The organism is Thermaerobacter litoralis (assembly GCF_054654595.1).
Genome location: NZ_BAAIES010000009.1, coordinates 129,956 through 151,602, shown reverse-complemented (window position 1 = coordinate 151,602; position 21,647 = coordinate 129,956). Strand labels below are relative to the sequence as shown.

Annotated in this window: 18 protein-coding genes; 11 read left to right on the top strand and 7 right to left on the bottom strand. The window is 71.3% G+C overall.

The annotated features are described in order from the left end of the window. Positions 1-103 precede the first annotated feature (103 nt). The 11 genes from ACYQ02_RS07810 (at position 104) to ACYQ02_RS07760 (ending at position 13,999) form a co-directional block, all read left to right on the top strand. On the top strand, positions 104-1,114 hold the full coding sequence (locus ACYQ02_RS07810) for a phosphotriesterase family protein (protein ID WP_460039890.1): 1,011 nt from the start codon (positions 104-106) through the stop codon (positions 1,112-1,114). Between the two features lie 99 nt (positions 1,115-1,213). Next, positions 1,214-2,968, top strand: a complete 1,755-nt coding sequence (locus tag ACYQ02_RS07805) for a long-chain-fatty-acid--CoA ligase (protein ID WP_460039889.1) — start codon at positions 1,214-1,216, stop codon at positions 2,966-2,968. 173 nt (positions 2,969-3,141) lie between these two features. After that, entirely contained in the window at positions 3,142-4,575 is a 1,434-nt protein-coding gene (locus tag ACYQ02_RS07800; protein WP_460039888.1) for an aldehyde dehydrogenase family protein, read from the top strand. Between the two features lie 142 nt (positions 4,576-4,717). Continuing rightward, positions 4,718-6,025 carry a PucR family transcriptional regulator gene (locus ACYQ02_RS07795; RefSeq protein ID WP_460039887.1) on the top strand — a complete coding sequence of 436 codons (1,308 nt, stop codon included), beginning with the start codon at positions 4,718-4,720 and terminating at the stop codon, positions 6,023-6,025. Positions 6,026-6,205: 180 nt separating this feature from the next. Next, a complete protein-coding gene (locus tag ACYQ02_RS07790) occupies positions 6,206-7,525 on the top strand; it encodes an aspartate aminotransferase family protein (RefSeq protein ID WP_460039886.1) in 1,320 nt (439 codons plus the stop codon). Between the two features lie 3 nt (positions 7,526-7,528). Further along, positions 7,529-9,028 (top strand): CoA-acylating methylmalonate-semialdehyde dehydrogenase, encoded by a 1,500-nt coding sequence (locus ACYQ02_RS07785; protein WP_460039885.1) that lies wholly within the window; start codon positions 7,529-7,531, stop codon positions 9,026-9,028. A gap of 165 nt (positions 9,029-9,193) precedes the next feature. Continuing rightward, positions 9,194-10,354, top strand: a complete 1,161-nt coding sequence (locus ACYQ02_RS07780) for an ABC transporter substrate-binding protein (protein ID WP_460039884.1) — start codon at positions 9,194-9,196, stop codon at positions 10,352-10,354. A 179-nt stretch (positions 10,355-10,533) separates the two neighbouring features. Next, complete coding sequence (locus ACYQ02_RS07775) at positions 10,534-11,412, top strand: branched-chain amino acid ABC transporter permease (RefSeq protein ID WP_460039883.1); 879 nt, start codon at positions 10,534-10,536, stop codon at positions 11,410-11,412. A gap of 19 nt (positions 11,413-11,431) precedes the next feature. Next, positions 11,432-12,406: a branched-chain amino acid ABC transporter permease gene (locus ACYQ02_RS07770; protein WP_460039882.1), complete on the top strand. Its 975-nt coding sequence runs from the start codon at positions 11,432-11,434 to the stop codon at positions 12,404-12,406. Positions 12,407-12,453: 47 nt separating this feature from the next. Beyond that, positions 12,454-13,227, top strand: coding sequence for an ABC transporter ATP-binding protein (locus ACYQ02_RS07765; RefSeq protein ID WP_460039881.1), 774 nt, complete (start codon positions 12,454-12,456; stop codon positions 13,225-13,227). Positions 13,228-13,288: 61 nt separating this feature from the next. Next, positions 13,289-13,999 (top strand): ABC transporter ATP-binding protein, encoded by a 711-nt coding sequence (locus ACYQ02_RS07760; protein ID WP_460039880.1) that lies wholly within the window; start codon positions 13,289-13,291, stop codon positions 13,997-13,999. Between the two features lie 195 nt (positions 14,000-14,194). Here ACYQ02_RS07760 and ACYQ02_RS07755 read toward each other — a convergent pair whose 3' ends face one another. From ACYQ02_RS07755 to ACYQ02_RS07725, 7 genes are all read right to left on the bottom strand, one after another. After that, complete coding sequence (locus tag ACYQ02_RS07755; protein WP_460039879.1) at positions 14,195-15,343, bottom strand: isocitrate/isopropylmalate dehydrogenase family protein; 1,149 nt, start codon at positions 15,341-15,343, stop codon at positions 14,195-14,197. A gap of 26 nt (positions 15,344-15,369) precedes the next feature. Beyond that, positions 15,370-16,209, bottom strand: coding sequence for an SDR family NAD(P)-dependent oxidoreductase (locus ACYQ02_RS07750; protein WP_460039878.1), 840 nt, complete (start codon positions 16,207-16,209; stop codon positions 15,370-15,372). Between the two features lie 39 nt (positions 16,210-16,248). Then, positions 16,249-17,490: a M20 family metallopeptidase gene (locus ACYQ02_RS07745; RefSeq protein ID WP_460039877.1), complete on the bottom strand. Its 1,242-nt coding sequence runs from the start codon at positions 17,488-17,490 to the stop codon at positions 16,249-16,251. Between the two features lie 379 nt (positions 17,491-17,869). Then, a complete protein-coding gene (locus ACYQ02_RS07740; protein WP_460039876.1) occupies positions 17,870-18,415 on the bottom strand; it encodes an ECF transporter S component in 546 nt (181 codons plus the stop codon). Between the two features lie 32 nt (positions 18,416-18,447). Continuing rightward, complete coding sequence (locus ACYQ02_RS07735) at positions 18,448-19,290, bottom strand: energy-coupling factor transporter transmembrane component T family protein (RefSeq protein WP_460039875.1); 843 nt, start codon at positions 19,288-19,290, stop codon at positions 18,448-18,450. Then, a complete protein-coding gene (locus ACYQ02_RS07730; RefSeq protein WP_460039874.1) occupies positions 19,277-21,229 on the bottom strand; it encodes an ABC transporter ATP-binding protein in 1,953 nt (650 codons plus the stop codon). Before ACYQ02_RS07730 ends, ACYQ02_RS07735 begins: the two co-directional genes overlap by 14 nt. Beyond that, complete coding sequence (locus ACYQ02_RS07725; RefSeq protein ID WP_460040328.1) at positions 21,222-21,632, bottom strand: M20/M25/M40 family metallo-hydrolase; 411 nt, start codon at positions 21,630-21,632, stop codon at positions 21,222-21,224. Before ACYQ02_RS07725 ends, ACYQ02_RS07730 begins: the two co-directional genes overlap by 8 nt. Positions 21,633-21,647: the final 15 nt, after the last annotated feature.

The following is a 21,647-nucleotide window of genomic DNA, read 5'->3' as shown; positions in this document are numbered from 1 at the left end:
CCCACCCCGGCGGCTGGGGGCGCCGGGGGAACGGCACGGGGGAAGACGTCGGGCGATCCCGATTTCGGCGGCACGAGGCCGCCCGCCAGCGGGGGTGTGATCCATGGGCCGCACGGTGAACACCGTGACGGGGCCGGTTCGTCCCGAGGACCTGGGCAAGACCCTGGTCCACGAGCACTTCGTCTTCGGGTACCCCGGATTCCACGGGGACCTGACCGTCGCCCCCTACGACCGGCAGCGGGCCTTGGAGGTCGGGCTCGATGTGGCCCGCCGGGTGATGGCCTGCGGCGTGAAGACAGTCGTCGACGCCACGCCCAACGACTGCGGCCGGGATCCCGAGCTTTTGCGGGAGATCAGCGAGCGGACGGGCCTGCAGATCATCTGCTCGACGGGCTACTACTACGAGGGCGAGGGCGCGCCGGCCTACTTCAAGTTCCGCCGGGCCTTCGGCAACGCCGAGGAAGAGATCTACGAGATGTTCATGCGGGAGATCACCGAGGGCATCGGCGGCACCGGCATCAAGGCGGGCGTCATCAAGCTGGCCTCCAGCAACGGCGTGATCACCGAGTACGAGCAGATGTTCTTCCGCGCCGCCGCCCGCGCCCAGCGGGAGACAGGGGTGCCCATCATCACCCACACCCAGGAGGGCACCATGGGGCCGGAGCAGGCCGAGCTGCTGGTCCGGGAGGGCGCCGACCCGCGGCGCATCATGATCGGCCACATGGACGGCAACACCGACATCGCCTACCACCTGGCGACGCTGGCCCACGGCGTGTACATCGCCTTCGACCGGTACGGAATCCAGCGGTTCGTGGGCATGCCATCGGACGAAGCGCGCAACGCCGTGGTCAGCGGCCTCATCGCCCTGGGCTACGCGGATCGCCTCATGCTCTCCCACGATTCCGTCAACTTCTGGCTGGGCCGGCCGGTCAAGTGGCCGGACGAGCTGGCCGATCTGCTGGCCGCCTGGCACCCGACCCACCTCTTTGACGACGTGGTTCCCGCCCTGGTGGAGGCCGGGGTCCGGCCGGAGGTGCTGGATGGGATCTTCACCCGCAATCCCGCCCGCCTCTTCGGTGCCGGGGACGAACCTGGCGCCCGGCCGACAGCATGAACTTGGATCGGGGCGGCGGCCGGAGGTTTCCGTCGAACCGGGGGCTCGATCCCGGGTTCCGGGCCTCCGGCCGGCGCCGCCCTCTGGGGGGTGCAATCCATGGCCCGTTCCGCAGACCGCTCCGGGATGGGGCCTGCCGGCGGCGGCCCGGGTCGGCCGTGGCTTCCATGCTATGCCGCGGGCGTCCCGGCGGACCTCCCGCTGCCGGCCGCATCGGCCATCGACCAGTTCCGGGCCACCGCCCGCCGGGCCGGCGACCGGCCGGCCGTCTATTACTTCGAACGGGTGCTCTCCTTTGCCGAGCTCGACCGCACCAGCAGCGCTCTGGCCGCTGCCCTGCGCGGGATGGGAGTGGAACAGGGCCACCGGGTGGCCCTGTTCCTCCAGAACATCCCCCAGTTCTGGATCGCCCTGCTGGCCGCGTGGAAGGCCGGGGCCATCGCCGTCCCCCTCAACCCGATGTTCAAGGGGGAGGAACTGGTCTACCATCTCAACGACTCGGGCAGCACCGTCCTGATCAGCTTGGAGTCCCTCTATGAAGAGGTGGCGCAAGGGGTCCTGGGCCGGACGGAGGTTCGTCACGTCATCACCACGTCGGAACTCGATCTGCTGGGACCCGAGGCGGCCGGGGCAACGTCCGGCGCGGCGGGGGGTGCCGGCCGGCCGGCCCCATCACGCCCGGCGGTGCTGGCCGGTTCGTCCAAACGGCGGTTCGGAGAGACGTGGGATTTGCTGGAGCTTTGCCGGCGGCAGGACGGCGCCCCCGATCCCGGCGCCCAGCCGCGGCCCGAGGACGTGGCCCTCCTGACCTACACCTCCGGCACCACCGGCTCGCCCAAGGGGGCGATGAACACCCACGGCAACGTGGCCTTCAACGCCGAGGTCTACCGGACGTGGATGCGCCTCGGTCCGGGCGACGTGGTGGTCGGCGCCGCCCCGCTCTTTCACATCACGGGCCTGATCGGTCACCTGGCGGCGGCGGGGCTGGCGGGCGTCCCCGTGATCCTGGGGTACCGGTTCGACGCGGGGGAGATGCTGCGCCTGATCGAACGTTGGCGGGGGACCTTCATGGTGGCGGCCATCACCGCCTACATCGCCCTGATGAACCACCCCGACTTCGGCCGGCGCGACTTGTCGTCCCTGCGGAAGGCGTATAGCGGCGGGGCCCCGATCCCCGCGGCGGTCGTGGAACGGTTCGAGGCGGCCACGGGGGCTTACATCCACAACATCTACGGGCTGACGGAGACGACGTCACCCTCCCATGCCGTGCCCCTGGGGCGGCGGGCTCCGGTGGACCCGGAGTCGGGGGCCCTCTCGGTAGGGGTTCCGGTTCCCAACACGGTGGTCAAGGTGGTCGACCTGGAGACCGGTCGGGACCTGCCGCCGGGCGAGGTCGGCGAGCTGGTGACCCGGGGGCCGATGGTGGTGCCGGGGTACTGGAAAAAGCCGGAGGAGACGGCCCACGCCCTTCGCGACGGGTGGCTGTACACGGGGGACGTGGGTCGGATGGATGCCCAGGGCTGGTTCTACGTGATCGACCGGAAGAAGGACATGATCATCGCCTCCGGGTTCAAGGTGTGGCCACGGGAAGTGGAGGACGTCCTCTACCGGCACCCGGCGGTGCGAGAGGCGGCCGTGATCGGCGTCCCCGACCCCTACCGGGGCGAGACCGTCAAGGCGGTTGTATCTCTAAAGCCGGAATTTGAGGGCCGGGTGACGCCGGAGGAACTCATCGCCTTCTGCCGGGAACGCATGGCGGCCTACAAGTACCCGCGGCAGGTGGAGATCGTGCCCGAGCTGCCCAAGACGCTGACGGGGAAGATCCTGCGGAGGGTGCTGCGGGGTGGAGGCTGATCCCCGGCTCGCCACCGGGTCCGGGCGCCGTGGCGGAGAGCCTGGCCTTCCTGTGCGCAAGAACGGGATTCCCGGACCGTCCAACCCGGCGGCGGAAGCCGATCGCCCGGAGGAGTTTCCCTGCGGTCCTGGTAATCGAGGAAGGGAAAGGACCGCGAGGGAGGGGTGATCGGATGGCGGCCACGGCGGTCTCGACCCACGGCCTCTTCCTCGACGGGCAGTGGGTCGAGCGGGAGGCGACCATAGCCGTTCACAACAAGTACACCGGCGAGGTCATCGGTTACGTCGCCCGGGCGACGCGAGACGACGTCGAGCGGGCGGTGACGGCCGCCCAGCGGGCGTACCGGGAGAACCCCCTGCCGCCCTACCGGCGGTACGAGATCCTCAAGCGGGCCTCGGAGCTAATCCGGGAGCGCAAGCCCGAGCTGGCCCGCACCATCGCCGCCGAAGCGGGCAAGCCCTTGAAGGAAGCCCTGGCCGAGGTCGACCGGTGCACCCAGACCCTGGAGATCTCCGCGGAGGAAGCCAAGCGGATCCACGGCGAGCAGGTGCCCATCGAGGCGGCGCCGGGGGCCGAGAACCGGCTGGCCTTCACCCTGCGGGTTCCCGTGGGGGTGGTGGCGGCCATCAGCCCCTTCAACTTCCCCTTGAACCTGGCCGCCCACAAGGTGGGACCGTCCCTGGCCGCGGGCAACGCCGTGGTGCTCAAGCCCGCCACCGCTACGCCGCTCAGCGCCGTCCACCTGGTCCAGGCCCTGGCGGATGCCGGCCTGCCTCCCGGCTACCTCAACCTGGTCACGGGCGCGGGCGGGGAGGTGGGCGAGTGGCTGCTGGCCGATCCCCGCATCGCCGCTTACACCTTCACCGGTAGCGCGGCGGTGGGGGAGCGGATCAAGGCGGCCTCGGGCCTCCGGCGGGTGGTGCTGGAGCTGGGCAACAACTCGGCGACCATCGTCTGCGCCGATGGGGACCTGGACCTGGCCGCGGCCCGGTGCGCCCGGGGTGCCTTCGCCAACGCCGGGCAGATCTGCCTTTCGGTGCAGCGGATCTACGTCCAGCGGCCGGTCTACGAGGCGTTTCTCGAGAAGCTGGTGGCCGAGACCCGCAAGCTCAAGGTGGGCGACCCCCTGGATCCGGATACCGACGTGGGGCCCATGATCAGCGAGGCCGAGGCGGAACGGGCCGAGGCCTGGATCCGCGAGGCGGTCGAACGCGGCGCCCGGGTGCTCACTGGCGGGCGGCGGCAGGGGCCCGTCCTCGAGCCCACGGTCCTGGTGGACGTCCAGCCGGACATGAAGGTGGTGTGCCAGGAGGTCTTCGCCCCGGTGGTCTCCGTGGTCCCCTTCGACGACGTGGATGAGGCCATCGCCATGGTCAACGACAGCTTCTACGGCCTGCAGGCCGGCATCTACACCCGCGACCTGAACACGGCGATGAAGGCGGCGCGGCGCATCGAGGTCGGCGGCGTGATGGTCAACGAGATCCCCAACTGGCGCGTCGACCTGATGCCCTACGGCGGTGTCAAAGGCAGCGGCATCGGCCGGGAAGGGCCGCGGTATGCCATCGAGCACCTGACAGACCTGCGGCTGGTGGTGTTCAACCTCTAACGCCGAGGCAGCCCAGAAGCGCCCCGAACCGGCGGGATTTCGCGCCGCCGCCCCGAAAATAGGTAGATCACACGGGTCCCGGACAGGTCCCCGGACGCCCCGGTCCGGGGCGTCCGGGGGCGGGGATGCGGGGTGGTCGACCGTGGCGGCGACGGCGGTGCCGCAGCCGGACGCCTTTCGACCGCGTTCGGTGACGGTGGGGGACGTGCTGGCCCTGCCCTCGGCGGCGGGTGCCCGGGTCGTGGCCGGTCACCGGGGGATGAACCGGCCCGTCCGCTGGGTGCACATCTCGGAGCTCCTGGACATCGCCCGGCTGCTCAATGGCGGCGAGTTCCTCCTGACCACGGGCATGGGCTTCCGGGACGCCGGGCCGGCGGAGTTGCAGGCCTACGTGGCATCCCTCGCCGGGGCCGGCGTGGCGGCGCTGGGGCTGGAGCTGGTTCAGTGGTTCACGGAACCGCCGGCCGCCCTGGTCGATGCCTGCGAGCGCCACGGCCTGCCCCTGGTGACCTGGCGATCCGAGGTCCGCTTCCGTCAGATCGCCGAGGAGGTGACCCGCCGGCTGCTGGAGGGTTCGCGGGGGGAGGGGCCGCGGGGTCCTCGCGGCGATGGCGGCGCCCCTTCGCCGGTCAGCGGTCCCGGCGAGGACGAACTGGCCGAATTGCTCCTTTCCGGATCGTGGGCCGAACCCCTGGCCCGTGCCCAGCTGGCGGCCGCCGGCCTGGTTCTAGGCCCCTGGCTATCCGTGGGCGTTGTTCAGACCGCCGGTTCCGCCAGCGGCTCGCCGTGGCTTCAGCAGATCACCCAAGCGTTTCCCCGGGCCACCGCCGGGCGGGCCGCCGCGGCGGTGGCCCGGCTGGCCTGTGGGGTGCGGGGGCCGATGGCCGTGGTGATCCTCACCGGGCCGTCGCCGGCCGCCCTGCGGCAGGCCTGGGACGGCCTGCTTCCACGGCTGCGCCAGACCCCGCCCGGTGCAGGCGCGGCCCGGCCCGCGACTCCGGAGCCTCCCCAGGTCGGGGTCGGCCGGCCCAGGGAATCCCTCGGCCAGTTGGGCGGCGCCTTCCGGGAGGCCCTGGCCGTCCTGCGGTTTCAATCCCGGCGGCGCCCCTGGCCCCATATCCACTTCGACCAGCTCCAGCTGGGCCAGATCCTGTTGTCCCTGCCCGAACCGGCCCTCCAGCGGCTGGTCGAGGCCGAGCTGGGGGCCCTTCTCAAGGTGCCTCGCCCGGAGCGGCGGGAGCTCTGGCACACGCTGTCCGTGCTCCTGGAGGAGAACTTCAACGTCTCCGCGGCGGCCAAGGCCCTGCACCTGCGCCGGCAGAGCCTCTACCGCCGCCTCGCCCGGCTGGAGGAACTGCTGGGACCCGATCTGGAGCGCTGCGACCGGCGGGCGACGTTGCTTTTGGCGCTGCGGGGCGCCCAGCTCCTTGGCCTGGACCCGGAAGGCTGAGGCCTGCCCCCCCCGTTGGGCCGGGGGCAAGCCGGAGGGGCGGGGGACCCCGGTTTCAGCCGGCCAGGACGGCGGGTTGCGCATCCTGTCCATCCCCGCTGGGTCAACCTGTCGCCAGGCGCCGGCGGGTGGGCCGCCGAAACCCTCCCCAGGATCCATGTCCCGCGGGAGGGGAGATCCATGGCCGATGCCATGCCCGCCATGGCCCACGAGGGCGACGACCTGCGCCGCAAGCAGCGGGAGTACCTCTTCCCCAACCTGGCCACGCTGTACGAAGAGCCGCTGGTCATCGTCCGGGGCGAGGGCAAGTACGTCTGGGACGACCAGGGGCGCCAGTACCTGGACGCCTTCGGCGGCATCCTCACCGTCAGCCTGGGCCACTGCCACCCGGAGGTGACGGAGCGGGTCGCTCGCCAGCTGCGGACGCTGCAACACGTCTCGACCCTCTACGTCACCGAACCCCAGGTGCGGCTGGCCGAGCGCCTGGCGGAACTGACCCCCGGGCAGCTCAAACGCAGCTTCTTCACCAACAGCGGCACCGAGGCCAACGAGACCGCCCTGGTCGTCGCCCGCGCCCACACGGGCTGCGACGACGTCATCGTCCTGCGCCATAGCTACCACGGCCGCTCCATGCTGACCATGACCCTGGGCGGGACCCACGGCTACCGGGCCGCCACCCCCGTGCCCGGGGTCCACCACCTGGCCAGCCCTTACTGCTACCGCTGCCCCTTCGCCCTTTCCTACCCATCCTGCGACCTGCGCTGCGCCAAGGATGTCGAAGAGCTGATCCAGACCGCCACCTCGGGCCGGGTGGCCGCCTTCGTCGCCGAGCCCATCCAGGGGGTGGGCGGGTTCATCACCCCGCCGCCCGAGTACTTCAAGGAAGTCGTCGCCATCGTCCGGCGGTACGGGGGCCTGTTCATCTGCGATGAGGTCCAGACGGGCTGGGGACGAACCGGCACCTACCTCTGGGGCATCCAGCACTGGGGCGTGGAGCCCGACGTGATGACCTCGGCCAAGGGGATGGCCAACGGCTTGCCCATCGGCTGGACCATCACCACCGACGAGGTCGCCCGCTCCTTCCGCCACAGCACGATCTCCACCTTCGGCGGCAACCCCGTCTCCGCCACCGCCGCCCTGGCGGTCATCGACGTGATCCTGGAGGAAGGCCTGGCCGAGAACGCGGCACGGGTCGGGGGCTTCCTGATGGACGGGCTCAAGGCGCTGCAGGAGAGGTACCCGTGCATGGGCGACGTGCGCGGCATGGGGCTGATGATCGGCGTCGAGTTCGTCCACGCCGCCAAGCGGCCGGCACCCGACCTGCTGAACCGCTGGCTCGAGGCCACCCGCAAGCGGGGCCTCTTGATCGGCAAGGGGGGCCTCTACGGCAACGTGGCGCGGATCGCCCCGCATCTCAACGTGACCCGCAGCGATGCCGAGGAGATGCTCCGGATCATGGACGCGGCCATGGCCGAGGTCCAGCCCTACATGGAGGTGTGAGCGGTGGCCCAGCCCCACTGGGATCGGGACGAACCGGCCCCCGGTGCGCCGGCCGTGCCGGCGGTGCCGGGGCTCATCGGGAGCCGCTGGATCACCCCGGCCGCCGAGCGGTGGGAGCCGGTCTACAACCCCGCCACCGGCGAGGTCATCGCCCGGGTGCCCTTCGCCACCGGGGCGGACGTGGCCGCGGCCGTCGAGGCGGCGGCCCGGGCATACCCCGCGTGGCGCCGCGTTCCTCCCGTCGAGCGGGCGCGCCTGATGTTCCGCTACAAGGAGCTCCTGGAGCGCCACTTCGAGGAACTGGCCCTCTCCATCACCCGGGAGCACGGCAAGACCCTGGCCGAGGCCCGGGGCGAGGTGCGGCGGGGCATCGAGGTAGTGGAGTTCGCCGCCGGGGCGCCCAGCCTGCTTTTGGGCGAGATGGCGGAAGACGTGGCGGCGGGCATCGACAGCGAGCTGGTCCGGGTGCCCCTGGGGGTCGTGGCGGGCATCTGTCCCTTCAATTTCCCGGCCATGATTCCCCTGTGGATGTTTCCCATCGCGGTGGCGTGCGGCAACACCTTCGTGCTCAAGCCGTCGGAGCGGACGCCCCTGACGGCGGTGCGGCTGGCCGAGCTCTTCCGTGAGGCTGGGGCGCCCGAGGGCGTGCTCAACCTGGTCCACGGCGGCCGGGAGGTGGTCGACGCCCTGCTGGCCCATCCGGAGGTCAAGGCGGTCTCCTTCGTCGGGTCCCAGCCCGTGGCAAAGGCGGTCTACGCCGAGGCGGCCCGCCACGGCAAGCGGGTCCAGGCCCTGGGGGGTGCCAAGAACCACCTGATCGTCATGCCCGACGCCGATCTGGAGGCGACCGTCCAGGCCGTGGTGAGTTCGGCCTTTGGGTCCGCCGGCCAGCGGTGCCTGGCGGGGAGCGTCGTGGTCGCCGTGGGGGAGGTGGGCGACCGGCTGGTGGAGTCCCTGGCGGAGGCGGCCCGCCAGCTGGTGGTGGGGGAGGGGATCGACCCCGAGGTCGACATGGGGCCGGTGATCCGGCCGGAAGCCCGCGACCGGATCGTCCGGTACATCGAAGGGGGTGAGGCCGGTGGGGCCCGGCTCGTGCTGGACGGGCGCCGGCACCCCCACCTGCGCGGGCCGGAGGGCGGCTTCTGGATCGGACCGACCCTCTTCGATCACGTGGGGCCCGAGCAGCCCCTGGCCTGCGACGAGATCTTCGGCCCCGTACTGTCGGTGATCCGGGTGCCCGACCTGGATGCGGCCATCGAGGTGGCCAACCGGTCCCGTTTCGGCAACGCCGCCAGCATCTTCACCCGCAGCGGCCGGGCGGCCCGGGAATTCCGGTACCGCATCGAAGCGGGCATGCTGGGGATCAACATCGGGGTCGCGGCGCCCATGGCCTGGTTCCCCTTCGCCGGGTGGAAGGCCTCCTTCTACGGTGACCTCCACGCCACGGGCAAGGACGGCGTCCGGTTCTACACCGAGGTCAAGATGGTGACCAGCCGCTGGTAGGGCCGCGGGGGACGGCAGGACGGCGGCTCCGGAGCCTGGCGGTTCTGGGGGTGAGGGGCCCGAATCCGCCGCAGGTGACAGGAAACGGGCCGGTTTCCGGCGAATGTCTCGTCCACCCATCGCGGTTTCGTCACAACGACGCCTCGGGGCGGGAGGGGTGCACGGGTGAGAAGAGGGTTGCGCAGCCTGGCGATGGCAATGGCGCTCTCGCTGGTGGCGGGGGTGCTGGCCGCCTGCAGCGGCCCTGGAGGCCAGGGCGACGTCATCAAGATCGGCGTCTCGGCACCGATCACCGGCAACATCGCCGCCATCGGCGAGTCGACGCAGAACGCCGCCCGCCTGGCCGAAGAGGAGATCAACGCCCAGGGTGGCCTGGACGTGGGCGGCAAGAAGATGAAGGTCCAGTTCATCATCGAAGACGACGAGAACAAGCCCGAGTCGACGGCCAGCGTCTTCCAGAAGCTGATCACCCAGGACCAGGTGGTCGCCATCATCGGGTCCCAGAGCTCCAGCGCCAGCAACGCCGGCGCCCCCATCGCCAACGACGCCAAGGTCCCCATGATCTCCCCGTGGGCCACCAACCCCAACGTGACGAAGGACAAGCCCTTCGTCTTCCGGGCGGCCTTCATCGACCCCTTCCAGGGGTACGTGATGGCCAAGTTCGCCTACGAAAACCTGGGGGCCCGCAAGGCGGCGGTCCTCTACGACGTGGCCCAGGACTACAACAAGGGGCTGGCCGAGGTCTTCCGCGACGAGTTCACCAAGATGGGCGGCCAGATCACGGCCTTCGAGACCTACACCACCGGCGACAAGGACTTCAGCGCCCAGCTGACCAAGATCAAGGGGACCGACCCCGACGTGCTGTTCCTGCCGAACTACTACAGCGAGGTGCCCCTCCAGGCCCAGCAGGCCCGCCGGCTGGGCATCGACGCGGTGCTGATCGGCGGCGACGCCTGGGACTCGCCCGAGCTGCTGGAGCTGGGCGGGGCGGACCTGGAGGGCAGCTACTTCAGCAACCACTACTCCTCCAGTTCCGATGCGCCGAAGGTCAAGGAGTTCGTGGAGAAGTACAAGGCCAAGTACGGCACCACGCCCGACGCCGCGGCGGCCCTGACCTATGATGCGGCCTACATCCTCTTCCAGGCCATCCAGCAGGCCGGCTCCCTGGACCGGGAGAAGATCCGGGACGCCATCGCCGCCACCAAGGGGTTCGAGGGCGTGACGGGCACCATCTCCTATGAGGGTAGCGGCGACCCGGTGAAGCCGGCCGTCATCCTCAAGATCGAAAACGGCCAGTTCAGGTACGAGACCACCGTCAACCCGTAGTCCGCCGGCGGCCCCGGGCCCACCGGCACCCGGCGGGCCGGGGCGGTCGCCGGCAGGTTGGGGGCGCAGGACGCCTCGGGCAGGGCCGGGCGGCCCGGCGGGGTGCCTGCGCCCAACGGTTGCCCGGTGTCCGGGGGTGTCCGGGGGGCTACACCGGACCCGGAAAGGGGTGGGCCCGTGTGGTGACCTTTTTGCAGCAGCTGGCCAACGCCCTTCAGCTCGGCGGCATTTACGCTCTGATCGCCCTGGGCTACACCATGGTCTACGGCGTTCTCAAGCTGATCAACTTCGCCCACGGCGACATCTTCATGGTGGCCTGCTTCATCGGCCTGTTCGTCGCCGTCTATCTCAAGCTGCCCCTGGCGGCCGTCCTGGTCCTGACCATGCTGGCGACGGCCCTCCTGGGCGTCCTGATCGAGCGGGTGGCCTACAAGCCCTTGCGCAACGCGCCCCGCATGTCCCTGGTGATCACCGCGCTGGGGGTGGGGCTGTTCCTGGAGAATTTCGTCCGGGCCACGGTGGGGGCAGCGCCCCAGAACTTCCCCAGCCTGGTGGGTGGCGCCACGTGGAATCTGGGCGGGGTCACCGTGGGCAGCGTCCAGCTGACCATCGTTGGGGTCTCGGTGGCCCTGATGGCGCTGCTGCGGTATGTGGTCATGCGCACCTTGCTGGGGAAGGCGATGCGGGCCATCGCCGACAACCGGGAGGTGGTGGGGCTGCTGGGGATCAACCCCGACCGGGTCATCACCGCCACCTTCGCCATCGGCTCGGCCCTGGCCGCCGCCGGAGGGATCCTGGTGGCCCAGGCCTATCCCGTCATCGAACCCTACATGGGCATCTTGATCGGGTGGAAGGCGTTCATCGCCGCGGTCCTGGGCGGCATCGGGCTGGTGGACGGGGCCATGCTGGGCGGCTTCCTGCTGGGGTTGACCGAGGTCTTCGTGGCGGCCTACCTGCCCTCCACCTTCCGCGACGGGATCGCCTTCGCCATCCTGATCCTCGTCCTGCTGGTTCGTCCGACGGGGCTGCTAGGGCGGCCGCTTTCGACCAAGGTGTGACGAAGGGGGCGGTGGCGCGATGGGCGTGGAGGCGGTGCTCCCCGAACGGCGGGCGGTGGCGGGCTGGTGGCCGTGGGCGGGGGCGGCGGCGGTGGTGGTGGCCGTCTACGCCCTGGGCGAGATGGGCTGGGTCAACAGCTACGTCACCCACGTCCTCTGCCTGGTGGGGATCAACATCATCCTCACCGCCAGCCTCAACCTGGTCAACGGCTACCTGGGCGAATTCGCCATCGGCCATGCCGGTTTCATGGCGGTGGGCGCCTACGTGGCCGGGGTGCTGACGGTCAAGCTGGACCTGCCCTTCGCCCTGGCCTTCCTGGCGGCGGGGGCGGCCGCGGCCCTGGCCGCGTGGCTGGTGGGCATCCCCGCCCTGACCATGTTCGGCGACTACCTGGCCATCGTCACCCTGGGATTCAACATGATCATTGTCAACGTCATCAACAACATCGACGCGGTGGGCGGGCCGCGGGGCATGGTCGGGCTGCCCAAGGAGTCCAACCTGCTGTGGGTGTACGGCACCGTCATCGCCATGCTGCTGCTCTTCCGCAACCTGGTGGACTCCAACTACGGGCGCATGTTCCAGGCGATTCGCCAGGACGAGATCGCGGCGACCCTGATGGGGATCCGGGTCCGGCGGGTGAAGATGCTGGCCTTCGTGCTGGCGGGCCTCTTCGCGGGCCTGGCCGGAGCCCTGTGGGGCCACCTGATCCAGTACATCAACCCCCAGTCCTTCACCTACATCAAGTCGACCGAGATCCTGGCCATGCTCTACCTGGGCGGCATGGGCAGCTTGAGCGGGTCGGTGGTGGGGGCCACGCTGCTGACGGTCCTCCTGGAGAGCCTCAGGGATCTGGGGGTGTGGCGGATGGTGCTGAGCCCCTTGATCCTGGTGATCATCATGCTGCGCATGCCCCGGGGCATCCTGGGCTTCCGCGAGATCCGCCTGGCGGGCCTCGGCCGGGGACGGAGGGCGCGGCAGCGGGTGGCGGCCTAGGCCGGCCCGCGCCCCTGACCGGTTCCGAGCGAACGGGGGAATGGGACGTGCCCTTGCTGGAGATGGATGGCGTTTCGATGATCTTCGGCGGCCTGGCGGCCGTCCAGGACTTCGACCTCCAGGTGGAACCCGGGGAACTGGTCGGCCTGATCGGGCCCAACGGCGCCGGCAAGACCACGGTCTTCAATGTGATCACGGGGGTCTACCGTCCCACCCGGGGGCGCATCCGCTTCGACGGCGCCGACATCACGGGCCTGCCGGCTGCCGAGATCACCCGGCGCGGCATCGCCCGGACCTTCCAGAACATCCGGCTCTTCCCGGAGATGACGGTGCTGGAGAACATCCTGGTGGCCCATAACTTCCGGGCGGGCTACGGCCTGTTGCAGGCCGTCCGCCGCGGCCCCCGGTATCACGCCGAAGAGCGCCGCCTGCGGGAGGAGGCCCTGGACCTGCTGCGGCTGGTTCGTCTGGAGGAACGGGCCGGGCAGCCCGCGGGCAGCCTGCCCTACGGCGAGCAGCGGCGGCTGGAGATCGCCCGGGCCCTGGCCACCCGGCCGAAGCTTCTCCTGCTGGACGAACCGGCGGCCGGGATGAACCCCGCCGAGGGCCGCGACCTGATGGAATTCATCCGCTGGATCCGGGAGCGGTTCGACCTGACGATCCTCCTGATCGAGCACCACATGCCCGTGGTGATGGGCGTCTGCCAGCGGATCGTGGTCCTCAACTTCGGGCGGATCATCGCCCAGGGGACGCCCGAGGCCATCCGGACGAACCCGCAGGTCATCGAGGCCTACCTGGGGGAGCAGGAGGCCGCCGGCTGACCGTCCGCCGGTTGATCGCCAGCCGGTTGACCGCCGGTCCACATGGAGGGGGCTTGTCACGGTGCCCTTGCTCGAGGTGAGCGACCTCAGCGTCTACTATGGCGCGATCCGGGCCGTCGACGGCATCGCCCTGACGGTGGACGAGGGCGAGGTGGTCGCCCTGATCGGCGCCAACGGCGCGGGAAAGACCACCACCCTGCGGGCCATCGCCCGGATGATCCCCTGCCGGGGCCGCATCCGCTTCGCCGGCCGGGACATCACGCCGCTGCGGTCCCACGAGGCGGCGGCCCTGGGGATCGTCCACGTCCCCGAAGGGCGCGGCATCTTCCCCCGGCTGACGGTGCTGGAGAACCTGGAGCTGGCCACCTGGAACCGGCGCCGGGATCGGGAGGGGATCCGCCGGGACCTGCGGCGGGTCTTCGACCTTTTCCCCCGGCTGGAGGAACGGGCCCACCAGCTGGCCAGCACCTTGAGCGGCGGCGAGCAGCAGATGCTGGCCATCGGCCGGGCCCTGATGATGGGCGGCCGGCTGCTCTTGCTGGACGAGCCGTCCATGGGCCTGGCGCCGCTGCTGGTCAAGGAGATCTTCGGGGTGATCGCCGAGATCAGCCGGTCGGGGGCGACCATCCTGCTGGTCGAGCAGAACGCCCACGCCGCCCTCAAGCTGGCCCACCGCAGCTACGTCCTGGAGACGGGCCGGATCGTCCTGGAGGGATCGGCCCAGGAGGTGGCCGCCGACCCGCGGGTCATGGAGGCGTACCTGGGCGCCTGAGGGCGCCCGCCCGGCGGGAACGGCCCCGAACGGACCGAACCGCCCCCCGACCCCCCGCCCCGCCGGTTCGTCCCCAGGTCCCATGGATCGCATGGGTCCCAGGGGAGTCCGGAGGCGCTGGGGGCTGGCCCGGCTGACGGTTTGGGCCGATCGTTCGGGGGTTCGTGGGTTGGATCGGTGCCGTGCCCCGCGGCGCTAACCGCCCTGATCCAGGCGGGCCCGCAGCCGCCGGATCACCGCCTCCCCCACCTGGGCCGTGGTCGCCGTTCCACCCAAATCCGGTGTCCGCGGCCCCTCCCGAACCACGTCCGCCATCGCCGCCTCCAGGACCCCGGCCAGGTGCCGGCCCCCGGGCAGGCGGCCGCGGGCGTCCAGGTGGTCCAGCATCAGGGCGACGGAGCCGATGGCGCCCAGCGGGTTGGCGATGCCCCGCCCCGCGATGTCGGGCGCCGAGCCGTGCACCGGCTCGAACATGCCCGGGTACGGGCCCGAAGGGTTGATGTTGGCGCTGGCGGCCAGCCCGAGCCCGCCCTGAAGGGCCGCCCCCAGGTCGGTCAGGATGTCCCCAAAGAGGTTGGAGGCCACCACCACGTCGAACCGTTCGGGCTGGCGCACCAGGTGATAGGCCATGGCGTCGACCAGCACCGTCTCCAGCTCCACGTCGGGATAGCGGCGGCCCACCTCCCGGACCACCTCGTCCCACAAGCCGAAGACATGGGGCAAGGCGTTCCCCTTGGACACGCTGGTCAGCCGGCGCCGGCGCCGCCGGGCCTGCTCGAAGGCGAAGACGGCGATCCGCTCGATCCCCCGCCGGGTGAAGACGGCCGTCTGCAGGGCGACTTCCTCCGGCTGGCCGGCGTAGAGCCGCCCGCCCGCGCCGGCGTACTCGCCCTCGGTGTTCTCCCGGACGAACAGGATGTCCACCTCCGCCGCCCGGGCCAGGGGGGAAGGGGCCCCCGGCCACCGGCGCACGGGCCGCAGGTTGACGTAAAGGTCGAAGGCCTTGCGGATCTGCAGGACTAGGCCGACGGTCAGCGGGTCGGGCACCCTGGGATCGCCCATCGCCCCCAGCAAGACGGCGTCGAAGCCTTGCAGGGTGGCGAGGAAATCGGCGGGCGCCACCCGGCCCGTCTCCAGGTAGTGGGCCGACCCCCACGGGAAGGTCACCGTTTCCAATCGCCGGCCCGCCGCCGTCCCGAGGGCCTCGAGGACGGCCAGGGCCGGCGCGATGACCTCGGGCCCGACGCCGTCGCCCGGGATGACCGCCAGGCGGATGGGGGCCTCGGGGGGACGCTGCGGAGCCGGGAAGGGTGCCGGACGGGATTGGGACGGCAAGGGGGGCATGGCGTCACCTCCGGTCGGCGAGCCCCTCATCCGCCAAGGGGCGGGACGTACCGGCCGTCGATGGCCGTCCAGCCGCCGTCCACCGTCAGGACCGTACCCGTGACGTAGCGGCTGGCGTCGGCGGCCAGGAAGACCACCGCCGCCGCCACCTCCTCCGGCGTCCCCCAGCGGCCCAGGGCCGTCTTGGCGGCATAGGCGCCGTACCATTCCGGGTGGTCCTTGATCGGCCGGGTCAGGGGGGTATCGATGACCCCGGGGGCGACGGCGTTCGCCCGGACGCCCCGGGGGCCCAGCTCGGCCGCCAGGGTCTTGACCAGCTGGACGGTGCCGGCCTTGGTGGCCGCGTACACGCCCTGGCCGGGTTCCACCACCTGGGCGCGGATGGAGGCGAAGGCGATCAGGCTGCCGTGGCCCTGCTGGGCCATCACCCGCCCGGCTTCCACCAGGACGTTGAAGGTGCCCTTGAGGTTCAGGTCGACGACCCGGTCCAGCTCGTCGTCGCTGTAGTCCAGCAGGGGCTTGCGGATGTTGATGCTGGGGGTCGTCACGGCCACGTCCAGCCGCCCGTGGCGTTCCACGATGCCGGCGATGGCCCGGCGCACCTGATCCCGGTCGCGGATGTCCAGGGCCAGGGCCCGGTCCGGGGCAGCCGCCGGGTGACCCCCGTGCCCTCCGGCGGCGGTGCCGTGGGGGCCGGCCAGTTCGTCCAGCAGGCTTTCCAGGCCGGCGGCATCGCGGTCGGCGGCCACCACCAGGGCGCCGCAATCGGCCAAGGCCAGGGCCGAGGCCCGGCCCAACCCCGACGCGGCCCCCACCACCAGGGCGACCCGGCCGGTCAGGTCGAACAGGTCCCGGTACGTACCCACTTCGTTACCTCCCTTGACGGCCTTGGAGCCGTCCTGCGCTCAACCCGCACCTGGGCCGGTGGTGAGGAAGATCACCGCCGCCGCGGCATAGAGCCGGGCCGCCTCCACCAGCTCCGGGATGTCCACGTACTCGTCCACCTGGTGGGGCACCTCCCGCTTGCCGGCACCAAAGGTGACGATGGGGATGCCCTTCCAGGCCCAGAGGAAGGTTCCGTCGGTGGCGCCCGGCACGCCGTTGTAGCGAGGTTCCCGGCCCGTGACCCGCCGGACCGCCTCGGCAGCCGCCTGGACCACGGGGTCGCTGGCGGGCGTGGCCGTGCAGGGCCGCTCGTCGATGATCTCCACCTCCACCCGCAGCCCCGGCACCCGGGCCGCCTCCTCCCGGACGATGGCGTCCACGGCCGCCTTGAGGGCCTGGTGGTCCTGCTGGGGCGTGGTGCGGATGTCCAGCGTGAGATAGGCCTCCCCGGGGATCACGTTGATCTGGGGCTCGCCGGCGGGCGGCGCCTGGAAGATGGTCGGCGTGATGCTCGGCCAGCCCACCAGCGGGTCCTCGCCGTGCCGCAGGCCTTCCTCCCGTTCCAGGTCCGCCAGCCGGGCCACCATGCGGCACAGGGGCGTCACGGGGTTGATCCCGGCCCGGGGCATGGCGCCATGGGCCATCTTCCCGCAGGCGCGGATGCCGATGCGGATGGCTCCCTTCTGGGCGATGCAGAGCTGGTTCTCCTCCGGCTCGCAGATGATGGCCCCGTCGACGCCGTCGCACCAGCCCGCCTGGATCATCCGCTTGATCCCGATCATCAGGCCCTCTTCGTCCACCGGCACCGCCAGCAGGATGCGGCCGGGCAGATCGACGCCGGCGTCCTTGATCGCCTTCAGGGCGACCATGGCCGCCGCCAGATTGCCCTTGGTGTCGCAGGCCCCGCGGCCGTAGATCCGGTCGCCGGCCACCGTACCCCCAAAGGGCGGGTAGGTCCAGCGGCGGGGATCCCCCTCGGTCACCACGTCGGTGTGGGCTTCGAAGAGCAGGGTCTTCCCCGGCCGCCGGCCCCGGAGCTCGGCCATGACGTTGGGCCGCCCTGGTGCCGCTTCCTCCATGCGGACGGGAAAGCCCCAGGCCTTCAGGCGATCGGCCACGTAGCGGGCCACCGGTTCCTCCGCCGTGCCCTGCTCGGGCCGGTAGACGCTGTCGATCCGCACCAGGGCGCAGGTGAGTTCCACCACCAGCTCGGCATCGACGTGTTCCAGGACCCGTTCGAGAAGACTTGAATCCAAACCCATGTGTCCCTCCTTGCCGGCCGCCCGCGCCGGACCGCCCTTGCCCGGCCGCGGGTCGAGGCCGCCTCGCCCAGGCCCGGGGGAGCCGGACCACGCCGGACCGTGGCCCATGGACCCCACGGAAAGGGGCGCGGGGGCGGGTGGCCGGCCGGTCAGGACGCCGCGGGCAGCCACCCGGCGCGAGGTTCGGGTCCCCGCATCGACCGCCCCGTGGCCCCTAGACAGACCCCCGGCACAGGCCCTCGGTACAGGCCCTCTGCATAGGCCCCCTGCGCCCGCCCCTTGCCCCTTGCCCCTTTCCCGCCCCGCCGGGCTTTCTTCGCCGGGCTTTCTTGCAACGGCGCTCTTTTAACAGCGCTCTGGGAACGGCGCTCTGGCGGGCTCACACCCGCCGGGCCCGCTGGACCCGGCCGGCGTCCAGCCGCTTCCACGGCACGGCCACGGCGTAGGTGACGATGGCGGCCACGATGATCTCCGGGATGCCGTGGGTCACCCCGACCGTCAGGGCCACATTGGCCGGCAGGTAGCCGCGCACCGTGGCCATGGTCAGCACCAGGACCGTGTTCGTCAGGGTCCCGACGGCCGCCGCGGCCCCCAGCCCCACCCACTCGTTCCGCCGCAAGGCGGCGTAGGCATAGTAGGCGGTGATGCCGATGAAGATGCGCGGCAGGATGGCCACCAGCGGGTCCATGAACAGCGGCTGGGTGGCGTTGACCAGGCTGAAGATGCCAAAGATCGTACCGATGATGGCACCCACCAGCGGGCCTTCCACCACCGCCCCGATGATGGCCGGAACGTGCATGATGGTGGCGTTGACGCCCGTGGGCATCGGGATGAACCCGAGCCGCGTGACCCCCAGCAGAATGGCGATGGCCGCCAGAACCCCCGCGATGACGATCCTGCGCACCGACAGGCTGTAATCGGACATGGACTCACCCCCTTTCCCCAGGAATCCTTGCATTAAAAGGGCCACCGCACGGCCACCACCACGACCGCCAGGGCCAGGGTGGCCGCCACCGCCAGGACGTCCCGCCAGCCGGCCCGGAGTTCCACCAGGGACGAGCGGTCCTGCCCGCCGACGTAGCCCCGGGCCTCCATGGCCAGGACCAGTTCCTCCGCCCGTTCCAGGGCGATGGTGAAGAGGGGGACCAGCAGCGGCAGCAGGCTGACCGTACGGCGCACAAAGTTGAAGCGGCCGCCACCTCCGAAGTCGGCGCCCCGGGAGACCTGGGCCTTCATGATCCGCTCCAGCTCCTGGGCGAAGGTGGGGACGAACCGGAGGGCGATGGTGACGATCAGGGCCAGCTCGTGGGCCGGCACCCGCAGGCGCCGGAAGGGGCGCAGCAGGCCCTCGATCCCGTGGGACAGCTCGGTCACCGCCGTGGAGAAGGTCACCGCGCTGGCCAGCAGGATCAGCGCCACCAGCCGGAGGAAGGAGATGACGATGGCCTTGACGGTGGCCTGGGTGATGACGACGAACCCGTATTCCCACAGCACCGGGCTCGACGGATCCAGGCTCCGCCCAAAGAACAGCAGCTGCACGAGGGCCAAAATTAATAGGAAAGGAAGCGCCGGGCGCACCCCGCGCAGGGCGTAGCCCAGGGGAATCCGGGCCAGCCGCAGGATGCCCACGACGGCCAGCAAGAGCAGTCCCTGGGCCAGGTAGCTGGTGGTGACGGCGATGGCCGTGATCAGGACGGCCGCCGCCAGCAGCTTGGCCCGCGGGTCCAGGCGGTGGATCACCGAGCCCGTGGGCAGGTACTGGCCGATGGTGATGTTGCGGAGGAGGTCAAACTCCTGCACGGCGCTGGGCCTCCTCAGCCGGGTGGGGCATCGTCAGGCAGCGGACGATGGCCTCGGCCACCTCGTGGGGATGCATGGCATCGGGTGGAACCGGCACGCCGGCCGCCCGCAGCCCGTGGGCCACCCGGCTGGCCGGCGGCACGTCGAGCCCCACCGCCTCCAGGGCGGCCGGCTGGGCGAAGAGCTGCCGGGGGGTGCCGTGCCCGACGACCCGGCCGCCGGCCAGGACGTAGGCATAGTCGGCCAGGCGGGCCACCTCATCCAGGTTGTGGCTCACCAGCACCACCGTGAGCCCCTCTCGCTCCCGCAGCTCGGCCAGGATCGAGAGCAGCTCGTCCCGGCTTTGCGGGTCGAGCCCCGCCGTCGGTTCGTCCAGAACCAGCACCTCCGGGCGCAGGGCCAGCACGCCCGCCAGGGCCACCTTGCGGCGCTGGCCACCGCTGAGGGCGAAGATGGGCCGGTCCCGGAAGGTCTCGAAGTCCAGGCCCACCACCCCCATGGCCCAGCGCACCCGCTCCCGCAAGGCTTCGCCCCGGAGGCCGTCCTTGTACGGGCCGAAGGCCACGTCGTCGCCCACGTAGCGCTCGAAGAGCTGGTCCTCCGGTCGCTGGAAGACGATGCCCACCCGCCGCCGCAGGGCCCGCAGGTCGGTGCGCGGGTTCTCCAGGTCGAACCCCGCCACCCACACCCGCCCCTGCTGGGGCCGCAGCAGGCCGTTGAAGTGCTGGATCAGGGTGGACTTGCCCGAGCCCGTCTGGCCGATGAGGGCCACCACCTCGCCCCGGCCCACGGCCAGGGACACCCCGTGCAGGGCCCGGTGCGCGAGGGGTGTGCCCCGCATGTAGTCGTGGCTGAGTTCTTCCACCTCAAGGATGGGATCGGCGACCCGCCGGGGCGGCGGGACCGGTCCCTGACCGCCTCCCGCCCGAGGACCGCCATCGGGGGAAACGCCGGTCGCGGCATCGGTCCCGGCGGCCGAGATGGCGCCGGCGGAGGAGCCGGGACCGGCGGCGGAGATGGGACCGGCGAAGGAGACGGGACCGGCAAAGGAGGTGGGGCGACCCCCTGTCCCCCTGCCGTCCAGGTGGCGCAGGACGGCCTCCACCAAACCCGCCGCCGTCATGACCCGGGTAGGGAAGCCGGGGACGAACCGGGCAACCTGCCGGGCGATGGCTACCGTTGGGGGGACGTCCAGGCCGAAGGCCTTCAAGCGGTCCGGTTCCACCAGCACGGTGTCCGGGGGACCGTCGGCCGCGATCCGGCCCTGATGCAGGATGACCACCCGCTGGGCGCGGGCCGCTTCGTCCATGTGGTGGGTAACCTGGATGACCGTCACGCCGTCCTCCTGGAGCCGGTCGAGGATCGCCATCACGCTCTGGCGGCCGCTGGGGTCCAGCATCGCCGTGGCCTCGTCGAAGACCACGGCCCGGGGGCCCATGGCCAGAACCCCGGCGATGGCCACCCGCTGGCGCTGGCCCGCCGAGAGCAGGTGGGGTGGCCGCAGGGCGGCATGGCGCATGCCGACCCACTCCAGGGCTTCCGCCACGCGGCGCTGCAGCTCGGGCCGCGGGACGCCCAGGTTCTCGGGGCCGAAGGCGACGTCCTCCTGGACGACGGTCGCCACGATCTGGCTGTCGGGGTTTTGGAAGACCATGCCCACCGTCGCCCGGATGCGCTTGCGCAAGGCGGGGTCTGCAGCGGCCCCGCGGGTGTCGTGGCCGTCGACCCGGACTGTTCCCGCGGTCGGCACGAGAAGGGCGTTGAAATGCCGCGCCAGGGTGGACTTGCCGCTGCCGTTGGAACCGACGATGGCCACGTGCTCCCCGGGGGCGATGGGCAGGGACACCCCCGCCAGGGCCCGGACCGGCGTGGCCAGCCGCGCGGAATAGGCGAATTCCACGTCCTGCGCTTCGATGAGGTAGCGGGAGCGATCATTCATGGTGGCGACATGACCTCGAACCGGGCCGGCGGGCCCTGACGTTGACGAATTCCTTCGCATTCGACGGCCGAACTCCTTCGGACAGGTTGACCCGGCCGGGGCCGACAGGTTGATCCATCCCGTCGAGCCGCAAAAGGGCGCCGGCCAGAACTTCGGCACCCCGGGCCAGGTCCTCCGGCGCGGCCCACTCCTCTGGGCAGTGGCTGCGGCCGTCGCGGCAAGGAATGAACAGCATCCCCATGGGGGCGATCCGAGCCATGTGCATGGCGTCATGGCCGGCCCCGCTGGTCATGGGCAGGGTGGGGTAGCCCCTGGCCCGGGTCTCGTCTTCAAGGGCACGGTACACCCGCGGGTCGGCTTCGGCCCGGGCGGACCGCCCAAGGACTTCCTGGGCGAGCCGCAGAATGCACCGTGGGGT